This window comes from Burkholderia sp. JPY481 (assembly GCF_038900515.1).
Lineage (GTDB): Bacteria > Pseudomonadota > Gammaproteobacteria > Burkholderiales > Burkholderiaceae > Paraburkholderia > Paraburkholderia youngii.
Genome location: NZ_JAYMRT010000001.1, coordinates 944,261 through 961,882 on the forward strand (window position 1 = coordinate 944,261; position 17,622 = coordinate 961,882).

Genomic DNA, 17,622 nt, shown 5'->3' on the forward strand with positions numbered 1-17,622 from the left:
CAACGCATGTGGTCACTACCGTGAGAGCCGCTATTGGTCTATTTACCCTTCTTCTTCGCGTTGGCCACGGTCTTCGGGCGGCTCTCAGCCGCGGCCTTCGACGCCTTGCCGGGCACCGGGGCCGACACCTTCTCGACCTTGCCCTTGCTGGCGGGCGCCGCCGCCGGTTTGTCAGCCTTGCCGCCCGGCTGGGAGACCTTGACGATGGCAGAGTGGCCGCGCCCTTTCTTCTTATCGTAGCGCGAATCGCCGCGGGCGTCTGCGGCATGGACGCCAATCTTCTGCACACTGCCGCCTTGCACATCGGCGGCGATCTTTTCGGGACCCGGCTCGCTCGGTACCGGCTTGCCGACCGGCACGTGCAGCACGACCACCTGGCCGCGCGAAACCTGATCGCGACGGGTCTTGTTCCAAGCCTTCAACTGACCGACCGACACGCCGTAGCGCAAAGCGATGGCGGCCATCGACTGATTGCGGCGCACACGGATCAGCATCTTGCGCGTGTCAGGTACGTCGGGCTCCATCGCGAGCACCGCGCTTTCGGCGATGTCGGCGCTGATGTCCTCATCGTCGTCCGAGCCGCGCGGCACGACGATCGTCGAGCCCGGCTTCAGGCGCATGCCGACCGGAATCTTGTTCACTTCCATCAGCGTATCTGCGTCGACGCCGATCTTCTGTGCGATCGCCGCGGGTGTCGCCCGTGCGTCGACGGTGTAGGTCGTCCAGGACGACAGCGAGCCCGAGTACGTTTTCAGATTGCGCTCGAACGCGGACGCGTTGTCGAAAGGCAACAGAATCTGCGGCTGCGTCGCGCCGAGAATCACCGGCTTCTTGAACGACGGGTTCAGCGAGCGGAACTCGTCGGTCGACATGTTGGCAAGCCGTGCGGCGACGTCGACGTCGATATCGTGCGAGGTCGTGACCGTCACGAAGTACGGGTGGTTTGGAATCGGCGGCAGCGTGAGCCCGTACATCTGCGGGTTCATCACGAGGTTCTTCACCGCCTGCAGCTTCGGCACGTAATTGCGCGTTTCGTTCGGCATGCGCAAGCTCAGGTAGTCGGTCGGCAGACCAGCCGCCTCGTTGCGCGCGATCGCGCGCTGCACGTTGCCCTCACCCCAGTTGTACGCGGCGAGCGCGAGTTGCCAGTCGCCGAACATATCGTGCAGCTTCGACAGATAGTCGAGCGCGGCACTGGTCGACGCGAGCACGTCGCGGCGCTCGTCCTGCCACATGTTCTGCTTCAGGTTATAGGTACGACCTGTGCCCGGCATGAACTGCCACATGCCCGCCGCCTTGGCGACCGACAAAGCCTGCGGACTATACGCGGACTCGATGAACGGCAGCAGTGCGAGCTCGGTCGGCATATGGCGCGACTCGAGCTCCTCGACGATGTGATACAGATATTTCTGCGAGCGCTCGGTCATGCGCTGCACGTAATCGGGACGTTGCACATACCAGTTGAGCTGCATGTCGACGAGGTCGCTCTGCAGGTCTGGCATCTGGAAGCCACGGCGAATGCGGCCCCAAAGATCGGCGTCCTGGCTCGTCAACTGATTGACGGAGCTCTGGTCGACATTGATGGTTTCTTTAGCGGTGGCGTTCTTGCGAAGTGCGTCGGCTACGGCTTGCTGGCTGGCGGGGTTATTGGCGGTATTCGTCGTCGGTCCCTGACTCGCGCACGCGGCGAGTGTCAGGACCAATAACGCGCTTAAGATAAATCGCATGAACGTCTCGGTTTCCACAAGGGCTGGAATTTGCAGCCGATAGTACGAAACGTCAACGTTTCCGTCAATTGGAAAATCAAGAAAAAAATCAACCAAATCTGGGGCTTGGCGAATTTTTCCGATTCATCGCGTGAAGAACTGCCGAATGCGCTCCGGATCAACGGAAGCGGTTCTTCCATTCGCGCATCAATGTGAAGGCCTTCAGCCTGTCAGAGACCGTTTCGTGCAATTGTGCTTCGAGATTCGACTGGATCGCCGGCACGTCTGCACGCAGGAACGGATTGACCGCGCGCTCGTGCGCGATCGTGGTCGGCAGCGTCGGCTGGTGGCGGCCGCGGAGTTCGATCGCCTTGTCGCGCCACGCCTGCAGTTCCGCGTTGTGCGGCTCGCAAGCGAGCGCGAAGCGGATGTTCGGCAGCGTATATTCGTGCGCGCAATGCACTTCGGTTGCGCCGGGCAGCGCGGCGAGCGCATCGAGCGAATTCAGCATCTGCTGCGGCGTGCCTTCGAAAAGGCGCCCGCAACCGCACGCGAACAGTGTGTCGCCGCAAAACACGTGCGGCGTGCCGCGCGTATCGGCCGCCTGGAAATAGGCAATGTGTCCGCTGGTGTGACCGGGCACGTCGAGCACGCTGAATTCGAGTGCGGGTGCCGCGATCGTCACCTGATCACCGCTTTTGAGACGATGCGTAAGATGCGCAATCGCCTCGCCGGCGGGGCCGTAGACAGGCACGTCCTGGCCGTTCAGCAGATCGGCCACCCCGCCGACGTGGTCTTGATGATGGTGCGTGAGTAAAATAGCGCTCAGCCGCCAGCCTCGTTGGGCCAGACAGGCGCGCACAGGGGCGGCTTCGCCCGGATCGACGACGACCGCATGATGTCCGTCGGCAATGACCCAGATGTAATTGTCTTCAAACGCCGGGACCGGCACGTACTCGAGCGCATTCATAGGCGACGCATTTTTAATATGACTGACCGAGCGATTATAGACTGGCCCGCCTGGACCGATTCGCCGCCAGGCCGCTACGTGCTCGACTGGGAGCAAACCCAGCTCGATCGCGTGGTGTCGGACGTGTTCGGCTATCATGCGCTGCAACTCGGCCTGCCGCAGCTCGACGCGCTGCGCGAAAACCGCATGCCGTGCCGCGGCCTCGTGCTCGACGCGGCGAGCGGCGCGAGCGCGCCGTACACGTATCCGCCGGCGGCACGTCGCGCCAGCGTCGGCGGCATCAGCGGCGCGGGCAACCCTGGCGGCGACAATCCAGCCAACGCGGCGCCCGGCGCGCCGGGTCCGCACGCGCCGGCCGGGCGTAGCGCGGTATGGTGCGACCTGCTCGATCTGCCGTTCGAAGCGCAAAGCGTCGACCTCCTAGTGATGCCGCACACGCTCGAATTCACCAGTGACCCGCATCGGCTGCTGCGCGAAGCCGAACGCGTGCTGGTGCCCGAAGGCCAACTGATCATCCTTGGCTTCAACTCGTTGTCGCTGTGGGGCGTACGGCAATCGATCGGCAAGATGACGGGCCGCCCGTTCGTGCCTTCGGCCGTCGACCTGATCGCGTTCACGCGCCTGAAGGACTGGATCAAGCTGCTCGGCTTCGACCTTGAACGCGGGCGCTTCGGCTGCTATCGTCCGCCGCTCGCGAGCGATCAATGGCTCGCGCGCTACGGCTTCATGGAGGCCGCCGGCGACCGCTGGTGGCCGATTTTCGGCGCCACCTACATGATCAAGGCGATCAAGCGCGTGCGCGGCATGCGTCTCGTCGGGCCGCTCAAAGTGAAAAAGCCCGTGCTCGCGGCAGGCCTCGCGCCCGCCGCCACCCCGAACACACGTAACCACACCGAATGACTCCGGACCACATCGACATCTATACCGACGGCGCCTGCAAGGGCAATCCCGGCCCTGGCGGCTGGGGCGCGTTGCTGCGCTTCGGCAACCAGGAAAAAGAACTGTTCGGCGGCGAGGCCAACACGACCAACAATCGCATGGAGCTGATGGGCGTGATTTCCGCGCTCGAGGCGTTGAAGCGCCCATGCAAGGCGATCGTGCACACCGATTCGCAATACGTGCAGAAAGGCATCAGCGAGTGGATTCACGGCTGGAAGAAGAAAGGCTGGGTCACCGCGGCGAAGCAGCCGGTCAAGAACGCCGATCTATGGAAGCGGCTCGATGCGCTCGTCGCACAGCACGAAGTCGAATGGCGTTGGGTGCGCGGTCACAACGGCCACCCGGAAAACGAGCGCGCCGATCAGTTGGCCAATCGCGGCGTGGCATCGCTCGCCGAGATGTAACGAGCGTGCGCGCATCGGCCAACGACGCGCGCCGCCCTCTTCGCCTTTTTTCTGCACTTTTTTCGAAGCAGGCTAATCCGACATGCGTCAACTGATCCTCGACACCGAAACTACCGGCCTGAACGCCCGCGGCGGCGACCGGATTCTCGAACTCGGTTGCGTCGAGCTGGTGAACCGCCGGCTGACCGGCAACAACCTGCACTTCTATATCAACCCAGAGCGCGACAGCGATCCGGGCGCGCTCGCGGTGCACGGCCTCACGACGGAATTTCTGAGCGACAAGCCGAAGTTCGCGGAGATCATCGACGAGTTCCGCGACTTCATCCAGGGTGCGGACCTGATCATTCACAACGCGCCATTCGACATCGGCTTTCTCGACGCCGAGTTCGCGCTGCTCGGTCTGCCACCGGTGAGCACGCACTGCGGCGAGATCATCGACACGCTCGCGCAAGCCAAGCAGATGTTCCCCGGCAAGCGTAATTCGCTCGATGCGCTGTGCGACCGCTTCGGCATCAGCAATGCGCACCGTACGCTGCACGGCGCGCTGCTCGACTCGGAATTGCTCGCCGAGGTCTATCTGGCGATGACGCGTGGCCAGGAAAGCCTCGTCATCGATATGCTCGGCGAAGCACAGGCCGGCGGCGATATACATGCGCCGCGTGTCGCGTTCGACTCGCTGGAATTGATCGTGATCGCCGCGAGCGACGACGAAGCCGCCGCGCACGAAGCCGTACTCGACGATCTCGACAAGGCGAGCAAAGGCGCGAGCGTATGGCGTCTCGAACCCGCGCCAGCAGCTGATGAGCAAACTGCTTAAAAAAGACTAGACGAACCCCAAATTCCCTGACATAATCTCAATCTCTTCGGGTGGTTAGCTCAGCGGTAGAGCACTGCCTTCACACGGCAGGGGTCACTGGTTCGATCCCAGTACTACCCACCAGATTCTTGGTGTGTCGATCACCGAAGAAAAAAGGGCTTACGCAGCAATGCGTAAGCCCTTTTTCTATTTGCCGGCAAAAACATCGCTTGCGCAGCACGCGATTCCACTGGCTGTAGAACCACGTCGTTCCGTAGGATGGCGAGCGCCCCGCACTGTTGCTATATTCGACAGACGGGCATTCGCCCGGTCCGGCTCTGTCCGGTTTCTCCATCTTGAACCATCTCAGGGAGGCGCCACATGTTCGCAGTGCATCGCGCGCTCCCTCACATGGTCCCACGACCGTCAGCCCGTCCGCCGCGACCTTGAATGCCGCAGCGTCGTAGCTGATGCGCCGCCGTCCCGACAGGCGCGCTGCGTTCACTCCAGACAGTCCGTTGTTCCGCTGCCGTTGTTTGCCGCCGTATTTTTTCGCGCGTTCCCGCGCACATTCCGGCATCCGCTGGCTGTCTACCTTTTTTCGCTTCTGACTGGAACCTCGGCGCACTCGTACGGCGCCGGGTCGAAAGCAAATGGCCAACAAAAAACTCGACTTTCGCGGACAAGCCTTCAAGGATGTCCTCGGCTTCACCTTCCGTCACTGGGCACAACAGCCGTGGCGCATCGTCGTGATTGCGGCGCTCGCGCTGCTCACGGCGGGCGCGGACATCCTGACGCCGGTTTTCGCCGGACGTCTCGTCGACGCAATCGCGGCCGGGCCGGCGTCGTCGGCGCCCGTCTGGCATCACGCGCTCGAGGCCTTCGGCGTGCTCGCCGCGCTCGGGCTCACCGCGACGCTGCTGCGCCAGGGCGTGTACTTCAACATCATCCGCTTCACGCTGAAGATGATGAGCGAGATCGCTGCACGCGCTTTTCATCGCGTGCAGCGCTTTTCGACCGACTGGCACGCGAACAGCTTCGCCGGCTCGACCGTGCGCAAGATCACGCGCGGCATGTGGGCGCTCGACCTGCTTAACGACACGCTGCTGATCGCGCTGCTGCCGTCGCTGGTGATGCTGGTCGGCGCGACCCTGCTGCTCGGCTCGCGCTGGCCGATGATGGGCGTCGTCGTCGGCATCGGCTCACTGCTGTACATCGGCGTGACCGTGACGGTGTCGCTCGGTTTCGTCGCGCCGTCCGCACGTCTCGCGAACGCGTGGGACACGCGCATGGGCGGCGCGCTCGCCGATGCGGTCAGCTGCAACGGCGTCGTCAAGGCTTTCGGCGCGGAAGCGCGCGAGGAAGCGCGCCTCGGATACGTGATCGGCAAATGGCGGCAGCGCACGCGCCGCACGTGGGTGCGCGGCACGCTCAACGGCGGCCTCCAGGGCGGCATGCTGGCCGCGATCCAGGCCGCGATTCTCGGCGTGGCGCTGCTGCTGTGGGCACGCGGTGAGGCGAGCGTCGGCGACATCACGTTCGCGTTGACGATGTTCTTCATGCTGCAAGGCTATCTGCGCGACATCGGCATGCACATCCGCAACCTGCAGCGCTCGGTCAACGACATGGAGGAACTGGTGTCGCTCGAAAGCCAGCCGCTCGGCATCGAAGATCGTCCCGGCGCCGGCCCGATCGCGATCCGCAACGGCGAAATCCGCTTCGAGCATGTGTCGTTCCACTATGGCGCGCACAGCCGGCCGCTCTACGACGACTTCTCCATCCGCATCGCGCCGGGCGAGCGCGTCGGGCTGGTCGGTCATTCGGGCTCGGGCAAGACGACCTTCATCAAGCTGATCCAGCGCCTTCACGACATTTCGGGCGGCCGGATCACGATCGACGGCCAGGACATCGCGCAGGTCCAGCAGACGTCGCTGCGCAGCCAGATCGCGATCGTCCAGCAGGAGCCGGTGCTGTTTCACCGCTCGCTTGCCGAGAACATCGCGTATGGACGGCCCGGGGCGAGCCGCGCCGACATCGAGCGCGCCGCGCGGCTCGCCAGCGCGCATGACTTCATCGCTGCGCTGCCGAACGGCTACGACACGCTGGTCGGCGAGCGCGGCATCAAGCTATCGGGCGGCGAGCGTCAACGCGTCGCGATCGCGCGGGCGTTTCTCGCCGACGCGCCGATCCTGATTCTCGACGAAGCCACCTCGAGCCTCGACAGCGAAAGCGAAGTGCTGATCCAGCGCGCGATGGAGCGGCTGATGCAGGGGCGTACCACGCTGGTAGTCGCGCATCGGCTATCGACGGTGCGCGCGCTCGACCGGCTGCTCGTGCTGGACGAAGGCAAGGTGATCGAGGAAGGCAGCCACGACGCGCTGATCAAGCGCGACAACGGCTTGTACCGTCGCTTGTTCGAGCGTCAGGCGCTGGAGTTGATCAAGGGGCTCGGCGAGCCGGAACTCATGCGCGAGTCGGCAGCGGTCAAAGCCGACCGGGTCGACGATTCTGGCTTGCTGGTTGGCTAGCGTGACGCAGGCGTGCTCGAGGCGCCACGCTTGGCGCGCACCACCAGCCCGTCGCAATGGAAAGAAGGCCCGCCGCGCTACACCGCGCCGGCGGGCAGTCCGATGCCGCGCGCCATTCCGGTCGCCGCAAACACCATCAAAACCAGCAGCACGGTCTGGATCACGCTGAAATGCGCGTAGGAACGCGCCTTCTTCAGATTCGGCGCCGCGCCGCTGCGGATCGACGCGCGCCAGCGCATCAGGCCGAGCATCGTGGGCACTTCGAGGATCAGGATCAGCACCAGCAACGTCATCTTCACGTGAAAGAGCGGCTCGTGCAGGTAGTAGTCGGCGCCCTTCTCATAGCCGCCGAACACGCGCATCAGGCCGGTCACGATCAGCACCAGCGCGGCGATGCCCCAGCGTGAATCGGCGCGAAACACCGAACGCAGCGCGGCAGGCACCGATGCGCGACGCAGCGACCACGTGCGTCTGAGAATCGACGCGAGCGCAAAGCCATAAGCAAGCAGATGAAGGGCGGCAAGCAACCAGCGAACCAGCATAGCGACTCCTGCGAAAGACGCGATACGATCGATGAGTGTCCCACTCGCCCGCCAGCAGGCCGGGCGGCTTGATTGCATTATCGACGAAGCTTCGCTTCGGGATGCGTGCAATGGCCACGCGATGTGACCGATAGCACAAAACGTGCAGCGTCAGACTTGGCGCAGCGTCGAGTCGAGCGCGCGGGCGGCGACGCGATCGCCTTCGGTCGTCAGCGCGGCGCGGAAAACGGTCTGCCGGTTATGCCCAGCGGCGGCCGGCGAATCCCACAGCAACTCGACCTTCGGACGAACGCCGAACGTGCTGCGCGCCAGCGAGGGCGCCGCGACCGCCGGCATCGGCGCCGCCGACGCACCGGCCTCGCCCGCCGCGCCGAACGCAACTGCGGGCGCGGGCGCCGGCGTCGCGCGCGCATCGGAACCGCTCGCCCAGCGCACCGACAATTCGCGCGCATCGTATTGCCCCACCTTGCGCCGCTCGGCCCACACGACGACAGTGCGCGTCACCGGATCGAGCGACACCGCGTAGCGGCCGATCGCAAAACGCCGCGCCGCCACATTGGTGCGCCACAACGGCAGCGGCCGGCAGATCCACAAGACGATCGCATACAGCACCGGCGCAGCGACGAGCCAACCGTTGGTGGCCGCCACCGCCTGCATCGCGCGACGCCAGCCCGCGCTCGCGACGAACGCGCCGACCGACCACAGCGCAAACAGAAAGCCGAGGAACGCAAACAGGCGCAGCGCCTGACGCAGCCATTGCGGCAACGGATGGAACGGACGCTCGGCGACGGCGCGCGCGCCCGGCAGGAAGATCAGCAGGAACAGAAAGACGAGATTGATACATGCCCACGGTGAAGACGCCATCGCGGTCAGCGCGGTGGTCAGTCTCATCTCGGACATCGAGAAAAGCCAGCGGGCGGCGAGCACGAGACCGATGGCGCGCAACGTAAAAATCGTTCCGGCGCCGGGCGCGGCGTTCGCGCGCGTCTCTTTCGTTCTCGCCAAGGCATCCTCCTGTCGTCGGCGGCACCGCAGCCCAATTTGCGGCACGGCAATTATAGGGATATTACCGAGCCTGGCTCGTTCGCGCCGCGCGGAAACCGGTATTTTCATCGGTGCACCGACGAAAAACGCGGCGCGCATGCAACAACGCCCCGCCGGCAACATGCCGGCGAGGCGTTCAGAGCAGCGAGGGAAGCATGGTTCCCGCCGCCAGCGTCTTATCCGTCGCGAAACAACCGCGGCGAATCAAGCGCCAATCAGCCCGCGTTGACTTCGCGCAGCACCGTGCGATGCTTGCTGCGCAGCAGGTCTTCGTAGACTGCGACGTAGTTCTTCGCCATCACCTTCGACGTGAAACGTGCTTCGAAGGCTTTGCGCACGCCAGCGCGAGGCAGCGTGTGCAGACGCTTGAGCGCAGCGACCGCGCTGATTTCGTCTTCAACGACGAAACCCGACACGCCATTTTCGATCACTTCCGGCACCGAACCGCGGTTGAACGCGATCACCGGCGTACCGCAAGCCATCGCCTCGATCATCACCAGGCCGAACGGCTCCGGCCAGTCGATCGGGAACACCAGCGCATGCGCGTTGCCGAGGAACTCACGCTTTTCGGCTTCGCCGATTTCGCCGATGTACTCGACATGCGGGAGCGCCATCAGCGGCTTGATCACTTCTTCGTAATAGGCACGGTCGGCCTTGTCGATCTTGGCGGCGACCTTGAGCTTCATGCCTGCCTGGCCGGCGATGCGGATCGCGCGGTCAAGACCCTTCTCCGGCGAAACACGGCCGAGGAATGCGAGGTAGCCCGGTTCGACGTCGGGAATCGGCGTGAGCACGTTTTCCGGCAGGCCGTGGTAGACGGTTTGCAGCCAGTTCGCCTGTTGCAGCGGGATGCGCTGGTTGTCGGAAATCGACACGACCGGCACGTCCTTGAACGTATTGAAGATGGGCTGCAGTTCCGGCAGATCGAGACGGCCGTGCATCGTGGTCAGGAACGGCACCGGCTGACGCGCGAATAGCGAGAACGGGTAGTAGTCGATGTGGAAGTGCAGCACGTCGAATTCGTCCGCGCGGCGGCGCACTTCTTCGAGCAGCAGCATATGCGGCGCCATCACGTCGCGGATCGTCGGGTCGAGGCGCAGCGCCTGCGGCCAGAAAGCTTCGAGCTTCGCCGAGGTTTGCGAATCACCGCTTGCAAACAGCGTGACGTCGTGGCCCTGCTCGACCAACGCTTCGGTCAGATTGGACACCACGCGTTCCGTACCACCGTACAGCTTGGGAGGAACCGCCTCGTGCAGCGGAGCGATTTGAGCGATTCGCATATTGACGAACTCCTAGTAAAAAATCAGGCAAAAGTACTGCGATTGGAAAAAGCGACTCGCTTGCTCGCCAGGGCAGTCTGGCCGGAGATACCGGCGCGGGCCTGATTCTTTTGAGAAATCCAGCGATGGATCGCTTGGGTCACGAGCCCAGACAAGTGGATCAGCGTCTGCGCATGTGCGAGTAAACGCGCATGGGGCACCTACGTTGACAAACTGTCAGAAAATTTGCCGGGGCTAACGAGCACGCATTATCGATGCCCGAATTGTCGCCGCACCACAACATTTCAAAGTCTTTACGTTGTTACAAACGCGAAACACTTTGCAAACCCTTGTTTTCAAAGACAGTTCTACAGTATCGACGAGGTTAGGCGAGGCACGGCGTACCGAGTCGGTGAACTCTCACGCATCCAACGTTGCGGGTAGGCATTGCAAAATTGCTACGGCCCGGTTGAATGCAAACTGTAATTATATCTCGAAATTTTCCGCGATCTGCCCGAATGGTCCGTCGGCTGGTGTGTCGAGACGACGCAGATCGCGGAGGTCCATCGCGAAATCAATCGCGTCAAAGCCCGGATACACAGGGCGCAATCGTCTTTGCATGTTTACAATGCGAAGCATCGGCTTCACGGAGCGATGCTTGTCCGTGTGGTCCGCGCATTGCATGCACAACCCGCAACACATCGATCTCAGCTCAATTGGAACACTTGACTATCGCCCAGCGAAACGCCGAGAACGCAAAGCTCGCGAGCTATGCGCACCGGCCGCTTGCGTTTCTCTTCCGCTTTATCCGCCGCCATCCGGTCGCGCACGCGATCGTGCTGTGCAGCGTGTTTGCGGCCGTGGGCTGTGCACTCGCTTCGCAATACGCGATCAAACATCTGATCGACGTGCTCGGCGGTGGCCGCCATCATCCGGGGCCGTTGTGGGGCGCGTTCGCGATCCTCGTCGGACTGATCGCCGCCGATAACCTGTTATGGCGGGTCGGCGGCTGGTTCGCCGCGCACACGTTCGTCGCCGTGACCGGCGATTTGCGGCGCGACCTGTTCCAGTACCTGAGCGGCCATTCGCCGACCTACTACGCCGAGAAGCAGCCCGGCATGCTGGCAAGCCGGATCACCGCGACCTCGAACGCCGTCTACACCGCCGAGAACACCACCGCGTGGAACGTGTTGCCGCCGTGTATCGCCGTGCTCGGCGCGATCGTGATGATCGTCTCGGTGAACCCGCTGATGGCCGCCGGCCTGATGCTGTGTTCGGCGATCCTGGCGATCGTGCTCTACAAGCTCGCGGGCCGCGGCTCCGCGCGTCACCATAATTTCGCGACCAAGGCGGCATCGGTCGACGGCGAGCTCGTCGACGTGATCAGCAACATGGGCCTCGTGCGCGCGTTCGGCATGACATTCCGCGAACAGCACCGTTTTGCGTCGACGGTCAAGTCGGAAATGGACGCGCGCCAGCAAAGCCTGCTGTACCTGGAAAAGCTGCGTCTGCTGCACGCCGTGATCACCGCACTGCTGTCGGCCGGCCTGCTCGGCTGGGCGCTGTGGTTGTGGGACCAGGGCCGCGCGACCTCGGGCGACATCGTGCTCGTCAGCTCGCTCGGTTTCACGATCCTGCACGGCACGCGCGATCTCGCGGTCGCGCTCGTCGACGTCACCCAGCACGTCGCGCGACTCGCGGAGGCGGTGCGCACGCTGCTCGAACCACACGGCATGCCCGATCGGGACGACGCGACCGAACTCGTGCCGCAGGGCGGCCGCGTCACGTTTGACGCTGTCACGTTCGCCTATCCGCGCCGCCGGCCGATCCTCGATCACTTCGACCTCAATATCGAGCCGGGCCAGCGCGTCGGCCTGATCGGCAAGTCGGGCGCCGGCAAATCGACGGTGCTCGCGCTGCTGCAGCGCTTTTACGACACCCAGGGCGGCGCGATCAAGATCGACGGCCAGGATATCGCGTCGATCACGCAGGACAGCCTGCGTCACGCGATCGCGCTGGTGCCCCAGGACATCTCGCTGTTCCATCGCACGGTGTACGAGAACATCGCGTACGGCCGCCCGGAAGCGAGCCGCGAGGAAGTGCTCGCCGCGGCGCGCGAGGCGCGTTGCGCGGACTTTATCGAAGCGATGCCGGAAGGCTACGACACGATCGTCGGCGACCGCGGCGTGAAGCTGTCGGGAGGCCAGCGCCAGCGCATCGCGATCGCGCGCGCGATTCTGAAAAACGCGCCGATCCTGCTGCTCGACGAAGCCACGTCGGCGCTCGACAGCGCGTCCGAGGAAGCGATCCAGAAGGCGCTCGACCGCCTGATGGTCGGTCGTACCGTGATCGCGATCGCGCACCGTCTGTCGACGCTGAACAACTTCGACCGGATCATCGTGATGAGCGCCGGCAAGGTCATCGACGACGGCTCGCCGGAAGAACTGCGTCAGCGTCCGGGCCTCTATCGCGACCTGCTCGCAAAGCAGTATGGCAAGGGCCAGACGCTGCATATCGGCGGCAAGAAGGTCGACGAACAGCACGTGGCCTGACGCCACGCAGGGTCCAGGCGCTGCGCGCCGCATGCAAAAAGCCGCTCCAGGGAGCGGCTTTTTGCTGTCTGGCTTCGCGGCTAGCTTAGCCGGTCACGCTCTCGCGCGCCGCCCTCTTCCGCCCGGCGCGAGCCGCACCCGTGGCCGCGCGCGCCTTCCCGCTTCTAGCGCGCTTCGCGCGATCGACGCCCTGCAGATCGCGCATGAAGTTATCGCGCCACACCGACACGTTGTTCTCACGCAGCTGCGCCATCATGTCGCGATAGCGCGCCTGCCGCTCGGCGAGCGGCATGTCGAGCGCCTGCGCCAGCGCCTCGGCCATGCCGTCGATATCGACCGGATTGACGATCAGCGCGCCGTCGAGCTCCTGCGCCGCGCCCGCGAAGCGCGACAGCACCAGCACGCCGGGATTCTCCGGATCCTGTGCCGACACGTATTCCTTCGCGACGAGGTTCATGCCGTCGCGCAACGGCGTCACATAGCCGACGTGCGCGGTGCGGAACAGCGCCGCCAGCACCGAGCGCTCGTATTGCTTGTGGATGTACAGGATCGGCGTCCAGTCCAGCTCGGCGAAACGTCCGTTGATCCGTCCGGACTCGCCTTCGAGCTGCAGCCGGATGTCCTGATACGCGTGCAAGTCGGCGCGCGTCGGCGGCGCGATCTGCAGGAACGACACCTTGTTGCGCTGCGCGGCCGTATGCTCGAGCAGGCGCTCGAACGCGCGGAATCGCTCGACCAGCCCCTTCGAATAATCGAGCCGGTCGACGCTCATGATCAGCTTGCGCGAATGCAGCGTCGCCTTCATCGTGCGCACCGGCTTGCCGCGCTCGCCCGCCTTCGCGAGCTCGGCAATTTCATCCGGATAGACGCCGATCGGATAGGCCGACGCGCGCAGCGTGCGGCCGAATGCATGCACGGTGAGCGGACCTTTCGGCGACGCGTCGGTCGAGCCGCCCGCCTCGTTGATCACGTAGTCGCAGAACGCGCGCAGATCGGGGCCGGTCTGGAAGCCCAGCAGGTCGAACGAACACAGCGCCTCGACGAGCTCGCGATGCGGCGGCACCGTCAGCAGCACCTGCGCGGCCGGAAACGGAATGTGCAGGAAAAAGCCGATGCGGTTCTTCACGCCTGCGGAGCGGAGCGCCTGAGCGAACGGGATCAGGTGATAGTCGTGCACCCAGATCACGTCGTCTTCGCGCAGCAGCGGCAGGAGTTGCTGCGCGAGCCAGGCGTTGACGCGGCAGTAGCCTTCGAAGTCGTGCCGGTCGTAGTGCAGCAGGTCGGATCGATAGTGGAACGCGGGCCACAGCGTCGCGTTCGAGAAACCGCGGTAGTACTGGTCGTAGTCGCGGCGCATCAGCGGGACGGTCGCGAAGGTCACCGGACCGCGCTCCTCGAGCTTGATCTGCGGCTGGCCGGAGCTGAGCACGTCGCCGCTCCAGCCGAACCACATGCCGCCAGTCTCTTTCAGCGCGTCGTACACGCCGACCGCCAGACCGCCCGCCGCCGGGCCGCCCTCCGAAATGGGCGCCACCCGGTTCGAAACAATGATCAGTCGGCTCATGAAGCGCGATTCCCGATGCAGTATGTTGTTTTCGTTGAACGTCGCACCGGCGTCATGCGCCGCGCGCCGCCGCGACAATCGTTTCGAGCCAGTCGAGCAGTGACGACACCGACTCGACGCGCGTGCGCGCCATCGTTTCGCCCGCGCCGACCTTGATCGACAGACCGCCACGTTCGTTGACGACCGCGAAGCCCTTCTCGTCGGTCAGATCGTCGCCGGCGAACACGGGCGTGCGGCCGGTGAACGGCAGCTCGTCGAGGAACGCCCGCGTCGCGCGGCCCTTGTCGACGTCCTTCGGCTTGATCTCGTAGACCATCTTGCCGGGCTGCAGCACGTACGACGTGGGGTAATCGGCGACGAGCCGCTCGGTTGCCTCGCGCGCGACCGGCTCGCGGTCCGGCGCATTGCGGTAGTGCAGCGCGAGCGCCGCGCCCTTGATCTCGAGCAGCATGCCCGGGTGCTCGTTGACGACCTGCGCGAGCACCTGCTCCATGCGCAACAGGCGCTGGTCGTGAAAGCCGATGCGCTGCGTGTCGCCGTTCGCATCGCGCCGCTCGGCGCCGTGCAGACCAGCGACCGGTAGATCGGGCATGCCGAGAAAACTGTCGATGCTGTCGATGCCGCGCCCCGACACCACCGCAACCGCGCCATTCGTCAGACTGCGCAGTTTGCGCAGCAGATCGATCACGCGCGGCTGCACGAGCACGCCGTCCGGCGTGGGGGCGAGTTCGACGAGCGTGCCATCGAAGTCGAAGAAAAATGCCGTCTCACTCGGAGACAGAACAGCCGGAAGTGCTTGCATTGCCTAGGTTCGCCTTTCAGCCATCTGGGGCCGGAAAAGTGTGCGCATCTTACCGCGCATCGGTCAATTTTTCGAGAAAGTAAGCCGGGACTCAAGCCCGGCGCGCCGTTTGCCCGCCCGCTCGCGGTGATTGCATTCAAAAGCGCAACGATCGGGCTTCGCCCGACCTTCAGCTTGCTGCGTCAAATTGACTCGCATATCGTGCGCCCGGCGCGCCCCGCGACGCTGGCGCCAATTTTGCGCTACAGTCGCTGCCACGCAGACCGTCGGCGTAATGGACATCGTTGCACCTGCCGCTCAATTTCGTGCCGCGCGCGAATCTTGCACGGCATGACGGGCGACGGTGCGCCTCCCCGCACCATCGATTCGTGTGGCCTGCTCCCAATCGAGTCATTGAACCCTGCTTTGTTCCCGATCTTCCCGCCCCGACGCCCGCAGCCAAACCTGTCCCGCTCACGATCCGACCGGCCCATGCACCGGTTGACGAACGGGGTAGCACGCCGGTTGGCGGCGGCGGCGCTGGGCACGCTGGTCGCGCTCGTCACACTGACCGGTTGCACGCAGCGCGCCGAGCCCTGGCGGCTGACCAACGTGACCGGGCACCTCCCGGATCTGGACTTTACGTTGACCGACGACACCGGCAAGCCCGTCAATGCCGCTTCGTTCAAGGGCCGCACCTCGCTGGTCTACTTCGGCTACACGCATTGCCCGGACGTCTGCCCCGAAACGATGGGCCGTCTGATGCTGGTGCTGGGCAAGCTCGGCCCCGAGGCGCAGAAAGTGCGCATCCTGTTCATCACCGTCGATCCCGCGCGCGACACGCCGCGGGCCTTGCACGACTATGTCGGCGCATTCGACGCGCAGCACGCCGAAGGGCTGACCGGCACCGACTGGCAGATCGAGTCGCTGGCGAAGCGCTATCGTGTTGCGTATCAGATGGAAAAGCGCGACCCGAACGGCAACTACGAGGTCACGCACAGCTCCGCCGTCTATGTGTTCGACAGCCAGGGCCGCGCGCGCCTGCTCGCCACCGATCACGACACGCCCGATGCGATTGCTAAGGACCTGCGCCGCATCATCGATGACCAATCCTGATTCTTCTTTGATCCCACTCCATTTCATCATGACGATCAAGCTCAAACCATTCGCTTCCCTCGCCTGCACGCTCGTGTTGTCTTTCGGCGTCGCGTCCGCCGCCCACGCGGCCGATGCTCACGCGATCAGCATCAAGGACGCGTGGGTCCGCTGGCTGCCGAACAACCTGCCCGCGGCCGGCTATGCGACGCTCGTCAACGCAAGCGACAAGCCGATCGACCTCGTTGACGTATCGAGCGACGACTACGGCGACGCGATGCTGCATCAAACCGTATCGAACGGGTCGACCCAGAAGATGGTGATGGTCGACAAGCTGACGGTGCCCGCGCATGGCCAGGTCGCGATCACGCCGGGCGGCTATCACCTGATGCTCGAGGACGCGAAGCACAAGGTTGCGCCGGGCGACACCGTGCATCTGACGCTGAAGTTCTCCGATGGCGAAACCTTGAGCGCACCGTTCGCGGTCAAAGCGCCGGGCCAGGCCAAGTAAGCGGCAACACGGGCCGCCGCCACCGCACACGCCACCGCCATGAACCTGCTCTACTGGCTCGATCCGTGGGAGTTTTCGCCGACCGTGGTGATCGCGTTGCTGATTCCCGCGATCCTGTTCGTGCGCGGCGCGCGCAAGGCGCGGCTGTCGTTCGCGCGGCGTCTGTCTTTCTGGTTCGGGCTGGTCGCGCTGTATGTCGTGCTGCATACGCGGCTCGATTATTTCTTCGAGCATGAGTTCTTCATGCATCGCTTGCAACATCTGGTGCTGCATCATCTCGGGCCGTTCTTCATTGCGCTGTCGTATCCGGGCGCGGCGTTGCGCGCGGGCATTCCATTGCGCTGGCGACAGCGTTTCGTGCGGCCCGCGCTGCAGACTCCGCTCGTGCGCGGGGCGCTCGACGTCGTCATGCACCCGGTCGTGGCGGTCACGCTATTCGTCGGGCTGATCTATTTCTGGCTGCTGTCGCCGATCCATTTCATCGCAATGCTCGACTGGCGGATCTATCGCGTGATGAACTGGAGCATGGCGATCGACGGTCTGCTGTTCTGGTGGCTCGTGCTCGATCCGCGCCCGGCGCCGCCAGCGCGTCTGTCGCCGGGCAAGCGCGTGCTCGTCGTGATTGCGGCTATTCCGCCGCAGATCATCCTCGGCGCGTTCATCTTCTTTACGCCGCACGAGCTGTATCCGATCTATTCGATCTGCGGCCGCGCGTTCACATGGCTGAGCCCGATGCGCGATCAGCAGATCGGCGGGCTGCTGCTATGGATTCCGGGCTCGATGATGAGCGTTGTCGGCGCGCTGATCGCGCTGCGTCACTGGATGCGGCTGTCGGCGCGCGGACGCCTGCGCGCCGAGCGGCGCGCGAAAGCGGCGCGCGGGCTCACGCATGCTGCGTCGACGACCGCGAACGGGCCTCGCTGACCCGTTT

The 17,622-nt window shown here is 64.4% G+C and carries 15 protein-coding genes and 1 tRNA gene; 9 read left to right on the top strand and 7 right to left on the bottom strand.

What is annotated here, in order from left to right; genetic code table 11:
- Positions 1-38: 38 nt before the first annotated feature.
- Both VSR82_RS04290 and gloB read right to left on the bottom strand, forming a co-directional pair.
- Positions 39-1,727, bottom strand: coding sequence for a transglycosylase SLT domain-containing protein (locus VSR82_RS04290; RefSeq protein ID WP_429458509.1), 1,689 nt, complete (start codon positions 1,725-1,727; stop codon positions 39-41).
- Positions 1,728-1,884: 157 nt separating this feature from the next.
- The gene (gene gloB, locus VSR82_RS04295; RefSeq protein ID WP_429458507.1) at positions 1,885-2,676 is read right to left on the bottom strand and encodes a hydroxyacylglutathione hydrolase; all 792 of its coding nucleotides are present in this window, start codon (positions 2,674-2,676) and stop codon (positions 1,885-1,887) included.
- A gap of 18 nt (positions 2,677-2,694) precedes the next feature.
- Here gloB and VSR82_RS04300 point away from each other — a divergent pair, with 18 nt between their 5' ends.
- From VSR82_RS04300 to VSR82_RS04320, 5 genes are all read left to right on the top strand, one after another.
- Positions 2,695-3,576: a class I SAM-dependent methyltransferase gene (locus VSR82_RS04300; protein WP_429458505.1), complete on the top strand. Its 882-nt coding sequence runs from the start codon at positions 2,695-2,697 to the stop codon at positions 3,574-3,576.
- Positions 3,573-4,019, top strand: coding sequence for a ribonuclease HI (rnhA, locus tag VSR82_RS04305; protein WP_176105530.1), 447 nt, complete (start codon positions 3,573-3,575; stop codon positions 4,017-4,019). Before VSR82_RS04300 ends, rnhA begins: the two co-directional genes overlap by 4 nt.
- 82 nt (positions 4,020-4,101) lie before the next feature.
- Entirely contained in the window at positions 4,102-4,836 is a 735-nt protein-coding gene (dnaQ, locus tag VSR82_RS04310; RefSeq protein WP_368585235.1) for a DNA polymerase III subunit epsilon, read from the top strand.
- 48 nt (positions 4,837-4,884) lie between these two features.
- Positions 4,885-4,959: transfer RNA gene (locus tag VSR82_RS04315), tRNA-Val, on the top strand.
- A 509-nt stretch (positions 4,960-5,468) separates the two neighbouring features.
- On the top strand, positions 5,469-7,343 hold the full coding sequence (locus tag VSR82_RS04320; protein WP_429458502.1) for an ABC transporter ATP-binding protein: 1,875 nt from the start codon (positions 5,469-5,471) through the stop codon (positions 7,341-7,343).
- A gap of 77 nt (positions 7,344-7,420) precedes the next feature.
- Here the strand turns inward: VSR82_RS04320 and VSR82_RS04325 are convergent, their stop codons facing one another.
- The 3 genes from VSR82_RS04325 to VSR82_RS04335 all read right to left on the bottom strand — a co-directional run bounded on the left by VSR82_RS04325 (position 7,421) and on the right by VSR82_RS04335 (position 10,209).
- The gene (locus VSR82_RS04325) at positions 7,421-7,885 is read right to left on the bottom strand and encodes a DUF2214 family protein (RefSeq protein WP_176105484.1); all 465 of its coding nucleotides are present in this window, start codon (positions 7,883-7,885) and stop codon (positions 7,421-7,423) included.
- A gap of 150 nt (positions 7,886-8,035) precedes the next feature.
- Positions 8,036-8,890: a hypothetical protein gene (locus tag VSR82_RS04330; RefSeq protein ID WP_410849548.1), complete on the bottom strand. Its 855-nt coding sequence runs from the start codon at positions 8,888-8,890 to the stop codon at positions 8,036-8,038.
- A gap of 254 nt (positions 8,891-9,144) precedes the next feature.
- Positions 9,145-10,209: a glycosyltransferase family 4 protein gene (locus tag VSR82_RS04335; protein WP_176105482.1), complete on the bottom strand. Its 1,065-nt coding sequence runs from the start codon at positions 10,207-10,209 to the stop codon at positions 9,145-9,147.
- A gap of 695 nt (positions 10,210-10,904) precedes the next feature.
- Between VSR82_RS04335 and VSR82_RS04340 the strand changes: the two genes are divergently transcribed.
- Positions 10,905-12,740, top strand: a complete 1,836-nt coding sequence (locus VSR82_RS04340) for an ABC transporter ATP-binding protein (protein ID WP_368585231.1) — start codon at positions 10,905-10,907, stop codon at positions 12,738-12,740.
- A gap of 85 nt (positions 12,741-12,825) precedes the next feature.
- Here VSR82_RS04340 and otsA read toward each other — a convergent pair whose 3' ends face one another.
- Both otsA and otsB read right to left on the bottom strand, forming a co-directional pair.
- Complete coding sequence (gene otsA, locus VSR82_RS04345; protein WP_429458499.1) at positions 12,826-14,304, bottom strand: alpha,alpha-trehalose-phosphate synthase (UDP-forming); 1,479 nt, start codon at positions 14,302-14,304, stop codon at positions 12,826-12,828.
- A 52-nt stretch (positions 14,305-14,356) separates the two neighbouring features.
- On the bottom strand, positions 14,357-15,106 hold the full coding sequence (gene otsB / locus VSR82_RS04350; RefSeq protein ID WP_410849550.1) for a trehalose-phosphatase: 750 nt from the start codon (positions 15,104-15,106) through the stop codon (positions 14,357-14,359).
- Positions 15,107-15,577: 471 nt separating this feature from the next.
- Here otsB and VSR82_RS04355 point away from each other — a divergent pair, with 471 nt between their 5' ends.
- The 3 genes from VSR82_RS04355 to VSR82_RS04365 are packed head-to-tail and all read left to right on the top strand — an operon-like array spanning position 15,578 to position 17,615.
- On the top strand, positions 15,578-16,201 hold the full coding sequence (locus VSR82_RS04355) for an SCO family protein (protein WP_429458497.1): 624 nt from the start codon (positions 15,578-15,580) through the stop codon (positions 16,199-16,201).
- A gap of 28 nt (positions 16,202-16,229) precedes the next feature.
- Entirely contained in the window at positions 16,230-16,691 is a 462-nt protein-coding gene (locus tag VSR82_RS04360; protein ID WP_410849551.1) for a copper chaperone PCu(A)C, read from the top strand.
- A gap of 39 nt (positions 16,692-16,730) precedes the next feature.
- Positions 16,731-17,615, top strand: a complete 885-nt coding sequence (locus tag VSR82_RS04365) for a cytochrome c oxidase assembly protein (protein WP_429458494.1) — start codon at positions 16,731-16,733, stop codon at positions 17,613-17,615.
- Positions 17,616-17,622 lie beyond the last annotated feature (7 nt).